We start from the raw sequence: 15,433 nt of genomic DNA, 5'->3' as shown, positions 1-15,433 counted from the left end.
GCATCCTTTGGCGTGCGGTAGCTGATGGACGGTCCCGACGTGACGGAAGGTGAGCTGAGTGACACCATGAGCGTGCTACGGTTCTGGCCGACCGTCATCGAGCAGTTGCTGTCGGGAGCGGGGCACGATCAGTGAGCCGTGTCAAGGTCAAGTCCACCCAGTTCGAGGCAGGCTCGTCGACGCCCCTCGACGAGGTCACCTTCGGCCGTCTGGTCGAGAGCCATCGCCGTGAGCTGCAGGTCCACTGCTACCGGATGCTCGGGTCCTTCGAGGACGCCGAGGACCAGGTCCAGGAGACCTTCCTGCGCGCCTGGCGCAAACGGGACACGTTCGAGGCCCGGTCGACGTTCCGCGCCTGGCTCTACCGCATCGCGACGAACGCCTGCCTGGACTTCCTCAGCCGTCATCCCCGACAACCCCGCGCCGGCCGCGCCCCACTGCTGCCCGAGGGCGGCGCCCGTCTCACCACGCCGGACGAGGTGTACTGGCTGCAGCCCTATCCGGACCGGTTGCTCGAGCCGGCCGCACCGGCCGACGCCCAGCCCGACGCGGCGGTGGTCGCCAAGGAGACCATCGAGCTGGCGTTCCTGGTGGCGATCCAACACCTGCCACCCCGCCAGCGGGCCGTGCTGATCCTGCGCGACGTCCTCGGCTGGCCCGCCGCGGACGCGGCCGAACTGCTGGAGGTCAGCGTCGCGTCGGCCAACAGCGCCCTGCAACGGGCCCGGGCCAACCTCAAGGACCACCTGCCGCCGCACCGGATCGAGTGGGCGCCCGCGGAGGATCCGACCGACGAGGAACGCGCGCTCCTGCAGCGCTACATGGGGCTGCTGGAGCGCGCCGACACCGGCGAGATGGCCCAACTCCTGCGCGAGGACATCCGGATCACCATGCCGATGTCGATGCCGTGCGTGCCGGGGATGCCCGACCCGGCCTGGTGGGGGCGTTCCGCCTTCCTGACCAGCCTGCGCGACGTGCTCGACCCGGCCTCGCCGGCCTACCTCGGCCAGTGGCGCAGCGTGCCGACCCGGGCCAACCGGCAGCCGGCGGCGGCCCACTACGTCCGCCGTCCGGGTGACACCGCGTTCCGCCCCCAGGTGCTGGAGGTGCTCCGGATCTCCGGCGGCAAGATCGTGGAGATCACGGCCTTCGAGCCGGACCTGTTCCCGGCGTTCGGCCTGCCGACCACCCTGTGACCGATCGCCCCGGACCAGGGGCGACACCCCGCCGCCGCGCCGGGTCGCTCGACCATGCTGACGTGCTGCCGAGCGCCGCAGATCGCAACGCATTCGGGGAGATGCGGGGCACATCCCGCCTCTGTGATCCTCGGGGTTGACCGGCCGCGCCGACCGGCGCCCGTCCCCGGCGGAGCAGGCCCGGCACCGCACACGCCCGCCGTGGCGACCGGGGACGCCCGCACCGCCCAGCCGAACATGTCCAAGGAGGGTGCTTTGCTCACCACCGATGTCCCGACGTGCGAGGACCTCGTCCGACGCGCCTCCGACCTCGTACCCGTGCTGCGCGGACACGCGGCCTGGTCCGACGAGAACCGCCGCGTCCACGACGAGGCGATCGACGCAATGGCCGACGCCGGCATCTTCCGGCTGCGCCGGCCGGTCCGGTACGGCGGCTACGAGGTGGACACCCGGACGCTTGTCGAGGTCGCCTCGGAACTGGGCCGGGGTGACGGCTCCGCGGCCTGGGTCGCCTCGGTCTACTGGATCCCCACCTGGATGGTGGGACTGTTCCCGGACCACGTGCAGGACGAGGTCTTCTCGACCCCGGACGTGCGGGTGTGCGGCACGCTGAGCCCCACCGCCACGGCCGCCCCGACCGACGGCGGTGTCGTGGTCAACGGCAAGTGGGGTTTCATCAGCGGCGCACCGCACGCCCACTGGCAGGAGATCGTCGCGGTGCAGTTCAGCCCGCAGGGCGAACCGATGCCGATCGTGGCGCTCGTGCCGATGTCGGACCTGCAGGTCATCGACGACTGGCACACCGGGGGCCTGCGCGGCACCGGCAGCGTCAGTACCGTCGCGCAGGACCTGTTCGTCCCGGCCGACCGGGTGCTGCCGCTGGGCGCCATCGTGCAGGGGCAGAGCGCGTCAGCGGCCAACGCGGCGTCGCCGATGTACCGGTCCCCCCTGCTGCCGGTCGCCTCGGCGTCCTCGGTGGGCAGCGTGGTCGGGCTGACCCGGGCGGCCCGTGAGGTGTTCTTCGAGCGGCTGCCCGACCGCAAGATCACCTACACCGACTACGACCGCCAGCAGGACGCGCCGATCACCCACCACCAGGTGGCCGACGCGGTACTCAAGGGCGACGAGACGGAGTTCCACGCGCAGCGACTGGCCGCCCTGGTCGACGGCCGGGCCCTGGACGGCTCGCCGTGGACCCTCGAGGAGCGGGCCCGGGCCCGCGCCCAGCTCGGCGCGGTGTGCCGGCGCGGCAAGGAGGCGGTGGACGTCTTCGCCCTGGCCAGTGGCGGCTCGTCGGTCTACAACGACGTGCCCATCCAGCGGATCGCCCGGGACGTGCAGGCGATCAACCTGCACGCGCTGATGAACCCGACCACCAACGCGGAACTGTACGGGCGGATCCTCTGCGGCCTCGCCCCGAACACCCTCTACCTCTGAGAACGTGCCCGCTTCGACGGAAGGATCCCTCCCGTGACCACGAACAGCCTCGCCCCGGACGTGTCCGCTGACGACCAGGCCGCCGTCGCCGCGGTGCCCGGACGCATCGTGCAGGCGTGGGCGGCGAACGACGCCGACGCCTTCGCCGACGTGTTCACCCCCGACGGCACGATGATCCTGCCCGGCCTGACCGAGAAGGGCCGCGACGACATCCGCGCCTTCATGACCAAGGGCTTCGCCGGCCCGTACAAGGGCACCCAGGTGACCGGTCAGCCCTTCGACGTCCGCTTCCTCGGCGCAGACGTGGCTCTCCTGCTCACCGAGGGCGGCGTCCTCGCCCCGGGTGAGACCGAGGTACCCGCCGAACGCGCCATCCGCGCCTCGTGGCTGCTGGTCCGCACCGACGACGGCTGGCAGCTGGCCGCGTACCAGAACAGCCCGCGCGACGCCGGCTGACCCGCCACGTCGACGGCGCCGGTCGGGGTCCCCCTCCGACCGGCGCCGTCGACGTGTGACCCGTCCACCAGCGAACGCGAGGAGAGCGAACGTGCGGATACTGGTCACCGGTGGCACCGGCTTCATCGGGTCGCACACGGTCGCGGCCCTGCACCGCGCCGGGCACACGGTGCGGCTGCTGGTCCGTGACCCCGACGCGGTGGACCCGGCGCTCGGCCCGCTCGGGCTGTCCGGGCGGGACGTGCAGACCGTGGTCGGGGACGTGACCGACGCGGAGTCGGTACGGCGGGCGGTCGACGGCTGCGCCGCGGTGCTGCACGCCGCGTCGGTCTACTCCTTCGACACCCGACGACACGCGCGGATGCGGGAGGTCAACGTCGGCGGCACCGAGGTGGTCCTCGACGCGGCCCTCAAGGCGGGCGCCGACCCGGTCGTGCACGTGTCGTCGTTCGTCGCCCTGGCACCGACCGGGGGACGACCACTCGACACCCATCTGCCGGTGGGCCGGCCCCGGGAGCGCTACATGGCCACCAAGGCCGCGGCCGAGGAGGTGGCCCGCCAGCACCAGGAGGCGGGCTCTCCGGTCGTCGTCACGTACCCGATGGCCACCCTCGGGCCCCACGACCCGCACCTGGGCGACCAGCTCGACCGGCTGCGGGCGCTGCTGCGCGGGCAGCTGCCCATCTGGCCGCGCGGCGGGTTCCCGGTGGGCGACGTGCGTGACGTCGCCGACCTGCACGTCGCGGCGCTGCGTCCCGGGCTGGGACCGCGCCGCCTGCTGGCGCCCGGCCGGTACCTGTCCGGCGCCGAGTTCGTCGCGACGGTACGCGCCGTCACCGGCCGCCGGTTGCCGGTGGTCCACCTGCCGTCGGCGGCGGTGCTGCCGGTGGCAGCCACCACGTCGGCGCTGCAACGCGTCTGGCCCTGGCACATCCCGGTGGAGTACGGGGCGGTCTACACCTGCCACTGCGACGTGCGGACCGGCCCGGACGCGCCGGCGCCGACCCGACCGGTCGCGGAGACGATCCGGGACGCCACCCGCTGGCTGCACCGCACCGGTCGGATCACCCGACGGCAGGCCGGACAGGCCGCGCAGCCGGACTGACCCGCCCCGCCACACGACGCCGGCGGTGACCGTCTCAGGTCACCGCCGGCGTCATCGTGTCCAGGTCAGGCGCGGCCCGGCCCGTCCAGCAGGTCGACGAGGGTCTGCCGGAAGGTGGTGACCATCGACCGGACGGTGCTCTCGACGAACAGGTTGGTGGTGAAGCCGACGCTGCCGACCAGGCCGCCCTCCGGGGACGCCTCCAACCCGAACAGCACCCCGTCGGGAATCTGCGAACCGACCGAGGCCGACACCATCCGCCGGCGCATCGCGGCGAAGTGCAGATCACCGTACTGCTGACCGAACATCATGTCCGGCGACTGGGTCACCTGGAGCACGCACGCCGCGGCGTTCGGACCGATGGCGTCGTTCATGATGTCCGGGGCCTCCTCCAGGATCTGGATGAACGGCAGCTCGTGCGCGTACGCCGCGAGGCACGCCGCCCGGCTTCGGGCGATCACGTCCAGGAAACCGTCGGCGCCGGCCAGGTCGACGCGGATGGGCAGGAAGTTGTAGAACGAGCCGACGGTGTTCTGTACCCAGGCCGGGTGGCGCCCCGGGGTGAAGGTCGGCACCACCAGATCGGTCCGTCCGGTCTGCGCCCGCAGCTGCGTCAGGTACGCGGCCAGCAGCACCATGAACGGGGTGCTGCGGGTGCGCGCCGCCAGTTCGGCGGTGGCCCGCCGGAACTCCTCGTCGAGCAGGAAGCGGTACCACGACGTCACGAAGGGTTCCTCGGACCGCGTGCGGTCGGTCGGGACGGCCACCACCTGCGCGCCGCGCAGGTTCTCCCGCCAGAACTCCCGCGCCCGGCGCACCCTGTCGCCGGCCTGGTTCTCCTGCTGCCACCGCACGTACTCCCGGTACTGCCGCACCTCGGGCAGCTCCGGTGCCCGACCCTCCAGGTGGGCGGCGTAGAACTCGGCGATGTCGCGCAGCACCAGGTGCACCGACCAGCCGTCCACCGCGGTGTGGTGGGCGGCCAGGACCAGCACCCCGTCGTGGGCGTCGAAGCGACCGAGGACCGCCCGCAGCAGCGGCATCTCGTCGATGCCGAAGACACCGGCCTCGATCTCGTTGGCGAAGTCCTCGGCGACCAGGTCACGGCTGCGCTGCGGTCCCGCCCGCAGTTCGCGTACCTCCAGCGGGACCGGGGCCGGCGGGCGCACCAGCTGGTACGCCTCGGTGCCCTCGCGGACGATCGAGGTGCGCAGCGTCTCGTGCCGCACCACCACGTCGTCGAGAGCCGTGCGCAGCGTGTCGATGTCCAGCTCGCCGGCGACCCGCCAGCCGCCGACGATGGTGTACCGCGGGCCGAACGGCCCGGTCTCGTCACCATGGTCGATGTGGTGGAGGAACTCCTGTTGCAGGGACAGCGGTACGCGGGTCGGCGCCTCCGCCGTCGGATCGCCGGCCGGTGTCGGCGGGGGCAGCAGGGTGTCGGTCATCGGGCTCCCTTCCATCAGCCGGCCGGCCGCGGCGGCGGCGACGACCAGTGCAGGCCGTCGGTGGAGGGGACCAGCCCTCCGTCGCGTACCGGGATGTTCTCGTCGGTGCTCTCGCCGAGCTCGGCCTGGATCTGGATCCGGGTGCCCTCCCTGGACACCGACCGGGCCAGGGTGGAGCGCAGCAGGTCGCGGTCCTCCCCGGCCTCGCGCACCGGCTGCGCCACCAGCTCGGCGAGCTCGTGGTACGCGGCGTCGCGCTGCCCGGTGCGCACGCCGGAGGAGACGAGCGCGGCCTCGTTGGACGCGCCGCCGCCGACCAACTCCACGAACGACTCCATGTCGGAGGCGGTCGTGTTGTTGGTGACCTTCTTCGCCTTCCAGAAGTACGAGTTCTCGTCCTGGTGCATGTCGTAGAAGGCGACCAGGAAGTCGTGGAACCGCGCGTACTCGCGCCGGTAGCGCACCTCGAACTCCTCGAAGCAGGTCGTCTCGTCGACCCCGCCGGCCAGCGCCGTGTTGATCGACCGGGCGGCGAGCAGCGCGCTGTAGGTGGCCAGGTGCACGCCGGAGGAGAAGACCGGGTCGATGAAGCACGCGGCGTCGCCGACCAGGACCAGCCCGGGCCGCCAGAACTTCTCCTGGATGTACGAGTAGTCCTTGCGGACCCGGACCTCGCCGTACGGCCCCTCGGTGACCCGGCGGGCGTCGGAGAGGTAGTCGGCGATCATCGGGCACTGCTGGATCAGGTCGAGCAGGGCCTTCTCCCGGTCGCCCTGGGCGCGGTCCAACGCCTCGGGCATCAGCACCACGCCGACGCTGGTGAGCTCCTCGGTCAGGGGGATGTACCAGAACCAGCCGGCGTCGAAGGCGACGGCGAGGATGTTGCCCCGGTTCGGGGCCGGCATCCGCTTGCCCCCCTCGAAGTAGCCGAACAGGGCCAGGTTGCGGAAGAACTCGGAGTACCGCCGCTGGCCGCCGACGCGGGTGTGGATGCGGCTCTTGTTGCCGGAGGCGTCGACGACGTACCGGCTGCGGACCTCGCGGCGGACACCGTCCGGGCCGGCGTAGAGCACACCGTCGACCCGGTCGGTGTCGGCGTCGGTGAGCACGTCGACCACCGAGGTCTCCTCCCGGACCTCGACGCCCTTGCGGCGGGCGTTGTCCAGCAGGATCTGGTCGAAGCGCATCCGCTCCACCTGGTAGGCGGTGGCCGCGTCGCCGGCGAACTTCGAGGAGAGGCCGAAGGAGAACGTCCACGGCTCGGGGTTGGCGCCCCACCGGAACGTGCCGCCCCGCTTGGGCATGAAGTTGGCCTGGCGCAGGTCCTCCTCCACGCCGAGGATGCGGCAGATGCCGTGCACGGTGGACGGGAGCAGCGACTCCCCGATCTGGTAGCGCGGGAACCGCTCCTTCTCCAGCAGCAGCACCCGGTGGCCCTGCATGGCCACCAGGGTGGAGATGGTGGAGCCGCAGGGGCCACCACCGACCACCACCACGTCGTAGTCGTACTCTCGGTCGGTCATCGGATCTCCCTCGGGCGCAGTGCGCTCAGCGCAGCTCGACGTCGCTCTGCCCGACGGCGGCGACCAGCTCGCCCCGGCTCAGCGCGGCAGCGACCTGCTCGATCTCGTCGGCCATGAAGCGGTCCCGATCCAGGGTGGGCGCGATGCCCCGGACGAACTCGTACGCCGCCGCGGACGCGGGACTGAGCCCGGCGCGCCGCTTCGAGATGTCCACCGCCTGGGCGGCGGCGAGCAGCTCCACGGCCAGGATGTGCTGGTTGTTCCCGAGCACCCGGCGAGCGTTACGGGCGGCGATCAGCCCCATGCTCACCACGTCCTGGTTGTCGCCGTTGGACGGCACACTCTGGGTGCTCGCCGCGCCGATGGTGCGGTTCTCGGCGACCAGCGCCGTGGCCGGGTACTGCGCGCCGGCGAAGCCGCTGTTGAGACCCGGGTCGCCGGTGACCAGGAACTCGGGCAGGCCGTAGCTGAGGTGCCGGTTGAGCAGCCGGTTGGTCCGGCGTTCGGAGAGAACGCCGAGCTGGGTGAGCGCGATCGTCACGAAGTCCATCGCGAACGCGATCGGCTGACCGTGGAAGTTCGCCCCGTGGAAGACCTCGTGCCCCTCGAAGAAGAGCGGGTTGTCGTTCGCCGAGTTCAGCTCGATGTTCAACTTGTTGGTGGCGTGGTAGAGGGTGTCGCGGACCGCGCCGAGGACCTGCGGGATGGCCCGCAGCGAGTACGCCTTCTGCATGTACACGTCGGTGCGCTGGACGTCGACACCGGACTGCTTGCCCTCCTGGAGCTGGCTGCGCAGCTGCCGGTGCTCGACCGTCAGCGCGCTTCCGCGCATCAGTGTGCGCATGTTCGCCGCGGTGTCGATCTGACCCTGGTGCGGTCGGGCCACGTCGTGTCCCTCGGCCAGGAACGGGCTGGTGGATCCCTGGAGCGTCTCGATCACCAGGGCGGTGACGATCTCGGCCTGCCGGACCTGGTCCATCGACCGGCCCACCACCAGCGCGCCGAGGCCGGTCATCGCCGAGGTGCCGTTGATCAGCGCCAGCCCCTCCTTGAAGCGCAGCTGCATCGGCTCGATGCCGTGCTCGCGCAGCACCTCGCCGGTGGGCACCTTCTTCCCGTCGCGCAGCAGGTAGCCCTCACCGATCACGGTGCAGGCGATGTGTGCCAGGGGGGCCAGGTCGCCGCTGGCGCCGAGCGAGCCGATCTCCGGGATGGCCGGGGTCAGGCCGAGGTTGAGGTAGAGCGCGAGCCGTTCCAGCAGTTCGGGACGGACCGCGGAGTGCCCCTTGGACAGCGCGTTGAGCCGGGCGATCACCACCGCCCGCGCCTCGTCCTGGGCGAACAACGGACCCACTCCGGCGGCGTGGCTGCGGACCAGGTTGGTCTGCAGCTCGACCTCCTTGGCCGTGTCGACCAGCATGTAGATCATCTCGCCGTAGCCGGTGGTGACCCCGTACACCGGTACGTCCTGGCGCACGATGTCCTCGAACAGCATCCGGCTCTTGCCCGCCCGGGCCAGTGACGACGACGCCACCTCGATGGGTGCGTCCTCCTCTGCCACCCGTCGCACTCCGGGGATGTCCAGGTCCTCGCCCGTGATTGCCACCGCCTGCGCGGTTTTGGCCAACGTCAATGCACTCACTCCATCGCGTCCGTGACAGCCCTCAGGTCTGCCGAATCCGCTGGTATCGAACGGTCGTGTGCCGTGCGGGCCGCGTCGATCAGGGCGGCCATGCCGGCCAACGTGTGGTGGGTGAAGCAGTCCCGCAGCGTCACCGTGACGCCGAAGCGTCGCCGGATCCGCGCCACGAGCGGTGGGACGAGCAGCGAGTGCCCACCGGCGGCGAAGAACGTCGACTCGGCGTCGATGCGTCCTTCGCCGAGCAGGGCGGACCAGACCTCGGCCAGCGCCTGCTCCACCGGGCCGGTCGGGGCGCGGCGGGCCGACGCCGAGCGGGGTGCCGGCAGCCGGCGGCGGTCCACCTTGCCCGCCGCCGTGCGGGGCAACCGGCCGGGCATCGCCTCGAAGGAGACGAGGACCATCGCGCTGCCGAACCGTCGGCGCAGGTGCGTCCGCCACTCGCCCGCCCCGGAGAGCGGGGCGCCGTCGGGCCCGCGACGCGGTACGACGTACGCGGCGAGCCGGACCACCAACTGGTCCCGGTCGGTCACCGGCACCACGACACACTCGGCCACCCCGTCGTGTGCGACGAGCGCCGCCTCGACGTCGGCCAACTCGACCCGGGTGCCGAGGAGCTTGACCTGCTGGTCGCGGCGCCCGCGGAACTCCAGCAGACCGTCCCACCGCCGCCGCGCGAGGTCACCTGTGTGGTACCACCGCAGGTCCGTCCCGTCGTCCGGATGGCCGGCGGGGGTCCGGAAGACGGAGGCCGCGCCACCACCGCCGACGTAGCCGTCGCAGACGTGCCGGCTGCGGACCACGATCTCGCCGGTGACCCCGGTCGGGCAGTGCTGGCCCGCCTCGTCGAGGACCAGCACCTGCCGCCCGGGGATGGGACGTCCGATCGGCACGGTCGCCGGCACCGGGCCGGTGATGTCGTGCCAGGTGGCCGCGATCGTCTCGGTCGGGCCGTAGATGTTGGCCAGCCGGGTGTCCGGCAGCGCCCGGCGGAACCCGTCGACCAGCGGCCCCGACAGTGCCTCACCCATGAGCACCAGCCGGGACAGGCCGGTGGGCCGGTCGGCCGGCTCCCGGGCCGCGACGACGGCCAGCAGTTCCCGGGCGAAGCTCGGGACGGTCTGCAGGAAGGTGATCCGCTCGCGCACCAGCCAGTCGACAAGCTTCTCGGGGTGCACGCGGATCCGTTCCGGCACCGGGTGCAGCGTGCCGCCGCCGACAAGCGTGGCGAACACCTCGCAGATGCTCGGGTCGTGCTCGGGGGTGACCCACTGGGCCACCCGGGCACCGGGGCCCAGCTCCAGTTCGTGGGCCATCCACCCGACGAACTGGGCGAGCGCGCGGTGGGTCTGGGCGATGCCCTTGGGCCGTCCGGTCGAGCCCGAGGTGTAGGCGATGTAGGCGGTCCGGGCGCCCGGGTCGTCGCCCACGGCCGGCGTGCTCGCCGCACCCGGTGCCGGCTCCGGCGCGGTCACGTCGATCACCCGGCCGTGCAGCTCGTCGTGGAACCAGCGGGTCAGGTCGTCACCCGGGTCGTCGCCCACCCGCAGCAGACAGGCCGGGCGCAGTTCGGCCAGCACCGCGCGGCCCCGCTCCCCCGCGTCGCCGGCGCCGAACCAGACCAGGTGTCCACCGGCGCGCAGGACGCCCAGCGAGGCGGCGAGCTGCCACGGACCGGGCTCCATCCGGATCGCCACCGGCGAGCCGTCGACGGGCAGCGCGCTGAGGTGATCGGCCAGGGCCGCGACCCGGCGCTCCAACTCCTCGTACGTCCAGCGGCCGTTCGCCCCGGCCACCGCGATGGCCCGCGGGATCCGACCGGCGTGCCGGGCGACGCTCTCGTACACCGGCGGGGGTTCGACGTCCAGGGTCCGCGGCAGCGGGTCGAGCGCCGCCGGCTCGTCCAGCGGCAGCCGGTCCACCCGCGTGTCCGGGGCCGCGAGCGCGGCCGACAGCAGCGTTCGGACCTGCCCGAGCACGCCCGGCGCCGAGGCCGCCTCGAACCGGTCCCCGCGGTAGGCCAGCGTGCCGGTCACCGTCGGCCAGGTGCGGCGGACGGTGACCACCAGGTCCGCGACGGTCGGCCCGCCGTCCAGAACGTCCGCCGGGCGGGTCCCGGCACCGGCCAGCCGCAGCTCGGCCTCCGGCCCGGGAACGGCCAACACGACGTCGCAGAGCGGCACCCGGCCCCGGTCCCGGTCGACGGGCAGCTCCCCGACCAGCCGCGCGAACGGCAGGTCGCGATGTGCGCCGGCGGCCCGGACCACGGCCGCGACGCGGCCCACCGCCTCGGTGAAGGTGGGGGCGCCGCCGAGGTCGGTGCAGAGCACCACCAGGTTGTCGCAGGGACCGACGAGGCCGGTGAACCCCGGCGGGAGCACCGGTACGGGCAGCACCACGCTGACCCGGTCGTCGTCGCCGTAGCGGTGCAGGACGGCCTGGAGCGCGGCCAGTACGACCACCGTCGGGTTGGTCCGCCGTGCCTGACAGAACGCGGCGAGCCGGCCGCCCATCTCGGTGCCCCAGTCGAACGGGTGCAGGCCGGCGGCGAGCGCCGGCCGGGTGTCGGGGCCGTGGTCGACGGGCAGCGGCACCGGCGGGGGCGGCGGGGTGAGGGTGTCCGTCCACCACTCCAGCAACTGCCGGCCGGCCGGCCCGGCGACCAGTTCACGCTGCCACCGGACGTAGTCGGCGTAGCGGGGAGCCGGGGGCAGTGACGCCGGGCGGGCGACCGCGGGCCGCACGGCCACGGCGTAGCAGACGGACAACTCGTCGACGACGACGGACACCGACCGGTCGTCGGCCGCGGCGCGGTGCAGCGCCAGTACCAGGCGGTACGCGACGGCGCCGGTCCGCACCAGGGTCAGGCGGGCCAGTGGACCGTCGGTGGCGTGCTCCGGGCCGGCGGCCGCCGCCGCGCAGACCCGGTCGGCCGCGCCCTCGACGTCGGCGGCGTCCAGGTGCGCCAGGTCGATGTGGGCAAAGGCGCGCTCGGGATCGGCGGAGACCACCGGCACCGGGCGACCGTCGACCTCGGCCAGTCGGGTTCGCAGCACCTCGTGCCGGCTCAGCACCGTACGCCAGGCGCTGCGCAGCGCCCGCACGTCGACCGGTCCGTCGATGTGCCAGCTGCGGACGATCCGGTGCACCCCCCGATACGGGGCGAGGCGATCCAGCAGCCACACGCCGTCCTGCGTCCAGGACGTGCCGGCGGGTCCGGCGCCCGTCTCGGACGTACCGGCCAGCGTGGTGTCTCTGCTCATTGCCACGGTCGAATCGTGGCACGCGGCAAAGACCGGGTCTTCTCAACAATTGCGATCTCGGAAATCGAGCACATCCGATCACCTGACGAGGCTTTCCGACGCCGACCGACCGGGTGACGACGCCACGAGCCCCGGCGGGCAGCCGCGCAATCGCAAGGATGCGCGAACCCACCGGTCGCACCGAGCATGGGATGCGCGGTACGCCCTGCCTGCTGCGGCCCGGCGTGTGGCCAGCCGGCCATGCGTACCGCACCTCGCCACGAAGGGAGCATTGCGAATGACGGATATCGATCAGGACGGCGTGCGTCAGTCAACTGTCGAAAAGCGTGTCGAGGTGATCTGGCGCGAGGTTCTGCACATGCCGCAGGATCGACCCGACGCGACGTTCTTCGAATTGCAGGGGCAGTCCATCTCGGCCGTTCGCATCATCACACGCGTGGAGGACGAGCTCGGCGTGGCGGTGGACGTCGGACTTCTCTTCGAGGACCCGGACCTGCCCACCTTCACGGCGGCGGTCGTGGCCGCCGTCCAGCGGACCCCGGACGCGCGGGCGGCCAACCCGGCCTGACCGGTGCGGGACGGACATCGCGGACCCACCTGCGGGTGGGTCCGCTTCGTCGTGCCCGCCCGTGCGGGCAGTCCCGCGGGCGGCCGCCGGCGAGGGGCCGCCCACGACGCGACCCCGGACCGACGGGCCGGGGTCGCGTACGGAGGGTCTCAGCGGCGCTGGGCGATGGTGAGCCCATCCGCGATCGGCAGCATGACGGTGTCGAAGCGGTCGTCGGCGGCCAGCGTGGCGTTGAACGCGCGCAGCGTCTGCGCGGCGCGGCGGGGCAGACCGGGCTCGGCCAGGTCCGGGTCCAGGACGTACCCGTCGAGCAGGACGTTGTCCGCCAACAGCAGGCCGCCGGGCCGAATCAGCGGCACCACGGCCTCGTAGTAGGTGGGGTAGTTCATCTTGTCGGCGTCGATGAAGACCATGTCGACGACCGTGTCGGCGGCCATCGACCGCAGGGTGCGGGCCGCCGAGCCGAGCCGGAACTCGATCCGGTCGGCCACCCCGGCCCGCTCCCAGTGCGCGCGGGCGATGTCGATCCACCGGTCCGTGACGTCGCAGGTCACCACCCGGCCGCCCGGGGCGAGCCCACGGGCCATGGCCAGGGCCGACAGCCCGGTGAACGTCCCGATGTCCACCGCCGTACGCGCCCCGACGAGCCGGGTGAGGATGGTCAGCAGCGCGGCCTGCTCGACCGGCACCATCATCCCCGCCGCCTCGCCCACCCCGCGGGTCGAGTCGACCAGCCCGCTCAACGCCGGGTCCGGCGGCGAGCTGGACCGGACCAGGTAGTCCCGGACCGCCTGGTTGACCGGCACGTGTTTGACCTCAGCGAACCCGGCGCCGGTCACGCGTGCCTCCTCGACGGGCCGTCCTCGGTGACCCGCATCGGCAGGCCGCCCCGGATCCGCAGGGACAGCATCGGCTCCGGGGTGACCCGGTGCGCCGGGTCGGCGGTGAGCCGCAGCTCCCGGATGACCATGGCAATCACGAAGGTGGCCTCCATCAGTCCCAGGTTGTTGCCGACGCAGAACCTCGGTCCCGCGCCGAACGGCACGTACGCGTACCGGGGCCGTCCCCCGGACCGGGACGGGTCGAACCGGTCGGGGTCGAACCGTTCCGGGTCATCCCAGAAGTCCGGATGACGGTGCAGGGTGTACGGGCAGATCAGCACGTCCGCGCCGGCCGGCACGTGGTACCCGCCGATCTCGTCCGGCGCCTGGGCGATGCGGGAGAGCATCCACACCGGCGGGTAGAGCCGCATCGCCTCGTTGACCACCTGGGCGATGAACCGCAGCCGGGCCAGGTCCTCGTACACGGGCAGCCGGTCGCCGAGCACCTCCACCGCCTCGGCGTGGACCCGCTCCCGTATCTGCGGGTGCTGGTCGAGCAGGTGGAACGTCCAGCCCAGCGTGCTGGCCGTCGTCTCGTGCCCCGCCAGCAGCAGGGTGACCAGCTCGTCGCGCATCCGCAGCCGACCGACCTGCGGGTCGGTCTCCTCGCGGGTCGAGACGATCAGCCTGGTCAGCGCATCGTCACCCACCTCGCCGCGGGCCCGCCGCTCGGCGACGAGGGCGTCGACGATCCGCTGCAACTCCCGGCGGGCGCGACGGAACCGCAGCTGGTGGGGCAGCGGCAGCCAGGTCGGCACCGAACCCATCGTGACCATCTCGAACATGGCCTGGTCCTGCATGACCTCGAAGTTGTGCCCCAACGAGTGGTGCCCGCCGAGGTCGCTGTCGAGCAGGGTGCGACCCAGCACGCCGAGGGTGAGACCGGTCATCTCCCGGACGATGTCGACGGGGGCGCCGTCGCGGTGCTCGCGCAGCCGGTCGACCAACCGGCCGGCCTCCTCGACCACCACGCCGGCCTGGGCGGCGATCCGCTTGGCCTGGAACGCCGGCTGGATCACCCGGCGCTGCTTGCGCCACAGCTCACCCTCGCTGGTCAGCAGGCCGTCGCCGAGGGCTCGGCGGGCCTGGGCCAGCCCGACCCCCTTGTGGAAGTTCTGGCTGTTGTCCGCCAGTACGTGCTTCGCGTGATCGGGATGGTTGAAGAAGTAGAGCGTCTTGAAGCTGGGGCCGAGCCGGACGGCGTCGCCGTAGCTCGCCGCCGTCCGCATGAGGCCCAGCCGGTCCCGCCCGAGCTGCCAGAGCGTCCGCAGCATCGCCGGCCCGGTCGGCCCCACCGGCACCTGGCGGGCCCGTGTCGCCGTCATCCCGTCACCCCACCCCGGGCCGTGGCGTGCCAGGCGGGCACCCCGTTGGCCGCGTCGACCCCGTCGGGGTTGAGCTGCCGGAACCGGCCGTGCATGAAGAGCACCCCGTCGGCCTCCGGCTCACGGCGCACCGACAGCAGGCTTCCCACGAAGATGGTGTGGTCGCCACCCTCGTAGGAGCGCCACAGTTGGCACTCGAAGTGCGCCAGCGCCCCGGTGATCAGTGGCGCGCCGGTGTGCCGGCCGGCGACCCAGTCGACCGCGTCGAACTGGGCCGCTCCCAGGGGCCGACGCCGGTTCGCGAAGTGCCGGGCCACCGGCTCCTGATGCGCGGCCAGCACGGACACTCCGAACTGGCCGCGCTCCAGAAGGCTGCCGTGCATGATCGCCTGATGGTCGACGCAGACGAGCACCATGGGTGGGTCGAGGGACACCGACGTGAACGAGTTCGCCGTCATCCCGTGTGGACAGTCGCCGCCCACCGTCACCACGGTCACGCCCGTGGCGAACGAGCCGAACGCTCGGCGCAGCTGGACGGGGTCGGACGGCTCGACGGCGGACTCTGACTGGACGTTCACGTGTACCTCCCGTG

12 protein-coding genes are annotated in these 15,433 nt (G+C 72.6%); 5 read left to right on the top strand and 7 right to left on the bottom strand.

The features are described 5' to 3' along the window. The first annotated feature begins 131 nt into the window (after nt 1-131). The 4 genes from AB0C25_RS10520 (at nt 132) to AB0C25_RS10505 (ending at nt 4,194) form a co-directional block, all read left to right on the top strand. The gene (locus tag AB0C25_RS10520) at nt 132-1,196 is read left to right on the top strand and encodes an RNA polymerase subunit sigma-70 (RefSeq protein WP_357371691.1); all 1,065 of its coding nucleotides are present in this window, start codon (nt 132-134) and stop codon (nt 1,194-1,196) included. A 237-nt stretch (nt 1,197-1,433) separates the two neighbouring features. Then, complete coding sequence (locus AB0C25_RS10515; RefSeq protein ID WP_357371999.1) at nt 1,434-2,633, top strand: acyl-CoA dehydrogenase family protein; 1,200 nt, start codon at nt 1,434-1,436, stop codon at nt 2,631-2,633. A 33-nt stretch (nt 2,634-2,666) separates the two neighbouring features. Further along, entirely contained in the window at nt 2,667-3,089 is a 423-nt protein-coding gene (locus AB0C25_RS10510; RefSeq protein ID WP_357371689.1) for an SgcJ/EcaC family oxidoreductase, read from the top strand. 91 nt (nt 3,090-3,180) lie between these two features. Then, on the top strand, nt 3,181-4,194 hold the full coding sequence (locus AB0C25_RS10505; protein WP_357371687.1) for an SDR family NAD(P)-dependent oxidoreductase: 1,014 nt from the start codon (nt 3,181-3,183) through the stop codon (nt 4,192-4,194). Nucleotides 4,195-4,259: 65 nt separating this feature from the next. Here AB0C25_RS10505 and AB0C25_RS10500 read toward each other — a convergent pair whose 3' ends face one another. From AB0C25_RS10500 to AB0C25_RS10485, 4 genes are read right to left on the bottom strand one after another with little or no spacing between them, the layout of a single operon-like run. Further along, nucleotides 4,260-5,642: a condensation domain-containing protein gene (locus AB0C25_RS10500; RefSeq protein WP_357371685.1), complete on the bottom strand. Its 1,383-nt coding sequence runs from the start codon at nt 5,640-5,642 to the stop codon at nt 4,260-4,262. Between the two features lie 14 nt (nt 5,643-5,656). Next, a complete protein-coding gene (locus AB0C25_RS10495) occupies nt 5,657-7,165 on the bottom strand; it encodes a tryptophan 7-halogenase (protein ID WP_357371683.1) in 1,509 nt (502 codons plus the stop codon). A gap of 25 nt (nt 7,166-7,190) precedes the next feature. Next, the gene (cmdF, locus tag AB0C25_RS10490) at nt 7,191-8,798 is read right to left on the bottom strand and encodes a tyrosine 2,3-aminomutase (protein WP_357371680.1); all 1,608 of its coding nucleotides are present in this window, start codon (nt 8,796-8,798) and stop codon (nt 7,191-7,193) included. 5 nt (nt 8,799-8,803) lie between these two features. Then, entirely contained in the window at nt 8,804-12,067 is a 3,264-nt protein-coding gene (locus tag AB0C25_RS10485; protein ID WP_357371997.1) for an AMP-binding protein, read from the bottom strand. Between the two features lie 277 nt (nt 12,068-12,344). Between AB0C25_RS10485 and AB0C25_RS10480 the strand changes: the two genes are divergently transcribed. Beyond that, complete coding sequence (locus tag AB0C25_RS10480) at nt 12,345-12,635, top strand: phosphopantetheine-binding protein (protein WP_357371678.1); 291 nt, start codon at nt 12,345-12,347, stop codon at nt 12,633-12,635. 149 nt (nt 12,636-12,784) lie between these two features. Here the strand turns inward: AB0C25_RS10480 and AB0C25_RS10475 are convergent, their stop codons facing one another. Genes AB0C25_RS10475 through AB0C25_RS10465 form a run of 3 tightly spaced genes read right to left on the bottom strand, consistent with a single transcriptional unit; the run spans nt 12,785 to nt 15,419 of the window. Then, a complete protein-coding gene (locus AB0C25_RS10475) occupies nt 12,785-13,474 on the bottom strand; it encodes an O-methyltransferase (RefSeq protein WP_357371676.1) in 690 nt (229 codons plus the stop codon). Beyond that, nucleotides 13,471-14,841, bottom strand: a complete 1,371-nt coding sequence (locus AB0C25_RS10470; RefSeq protein WP_357371674.1) for a cytochrome P450 — start codon at nt 14,839-14,841, stop codon at nt 13,471-13,473. Before AB0C25_RS10470 ends, AB0C25_RS10475 begins: the two co-directional genes overlap by 4 nt. Next, on the bottom strand, nt 14,838-15,419 hold the full coding sequence (locus AB0C25_RS10465) for a flavin reductase family protein (protein WP_357371672.1): 582 nt from the start codon (nt 15,417-15,419) through the stop codon (nt 14,838-14,840). The genes AB0C25_RS10470 and AB0C25_RS10465 overlap by 4 nt, the downstream gene beginning before the upstream one ends. Between the last annotated feature and the right edge of the window lie 14 nt (nt 15,420-15,433).

This window comes from Micromonospora sp. NPDC048839, assembly GCF_040649915.1.
Lineage (GTDB): Bacteria > Actinomycetota > Actinomycetes > Mycobacteriales > Micromonosporaceae > Micromonospora.
This window is presented reverse-complemented; position numbering and strand designations above follow the sequence as displayed.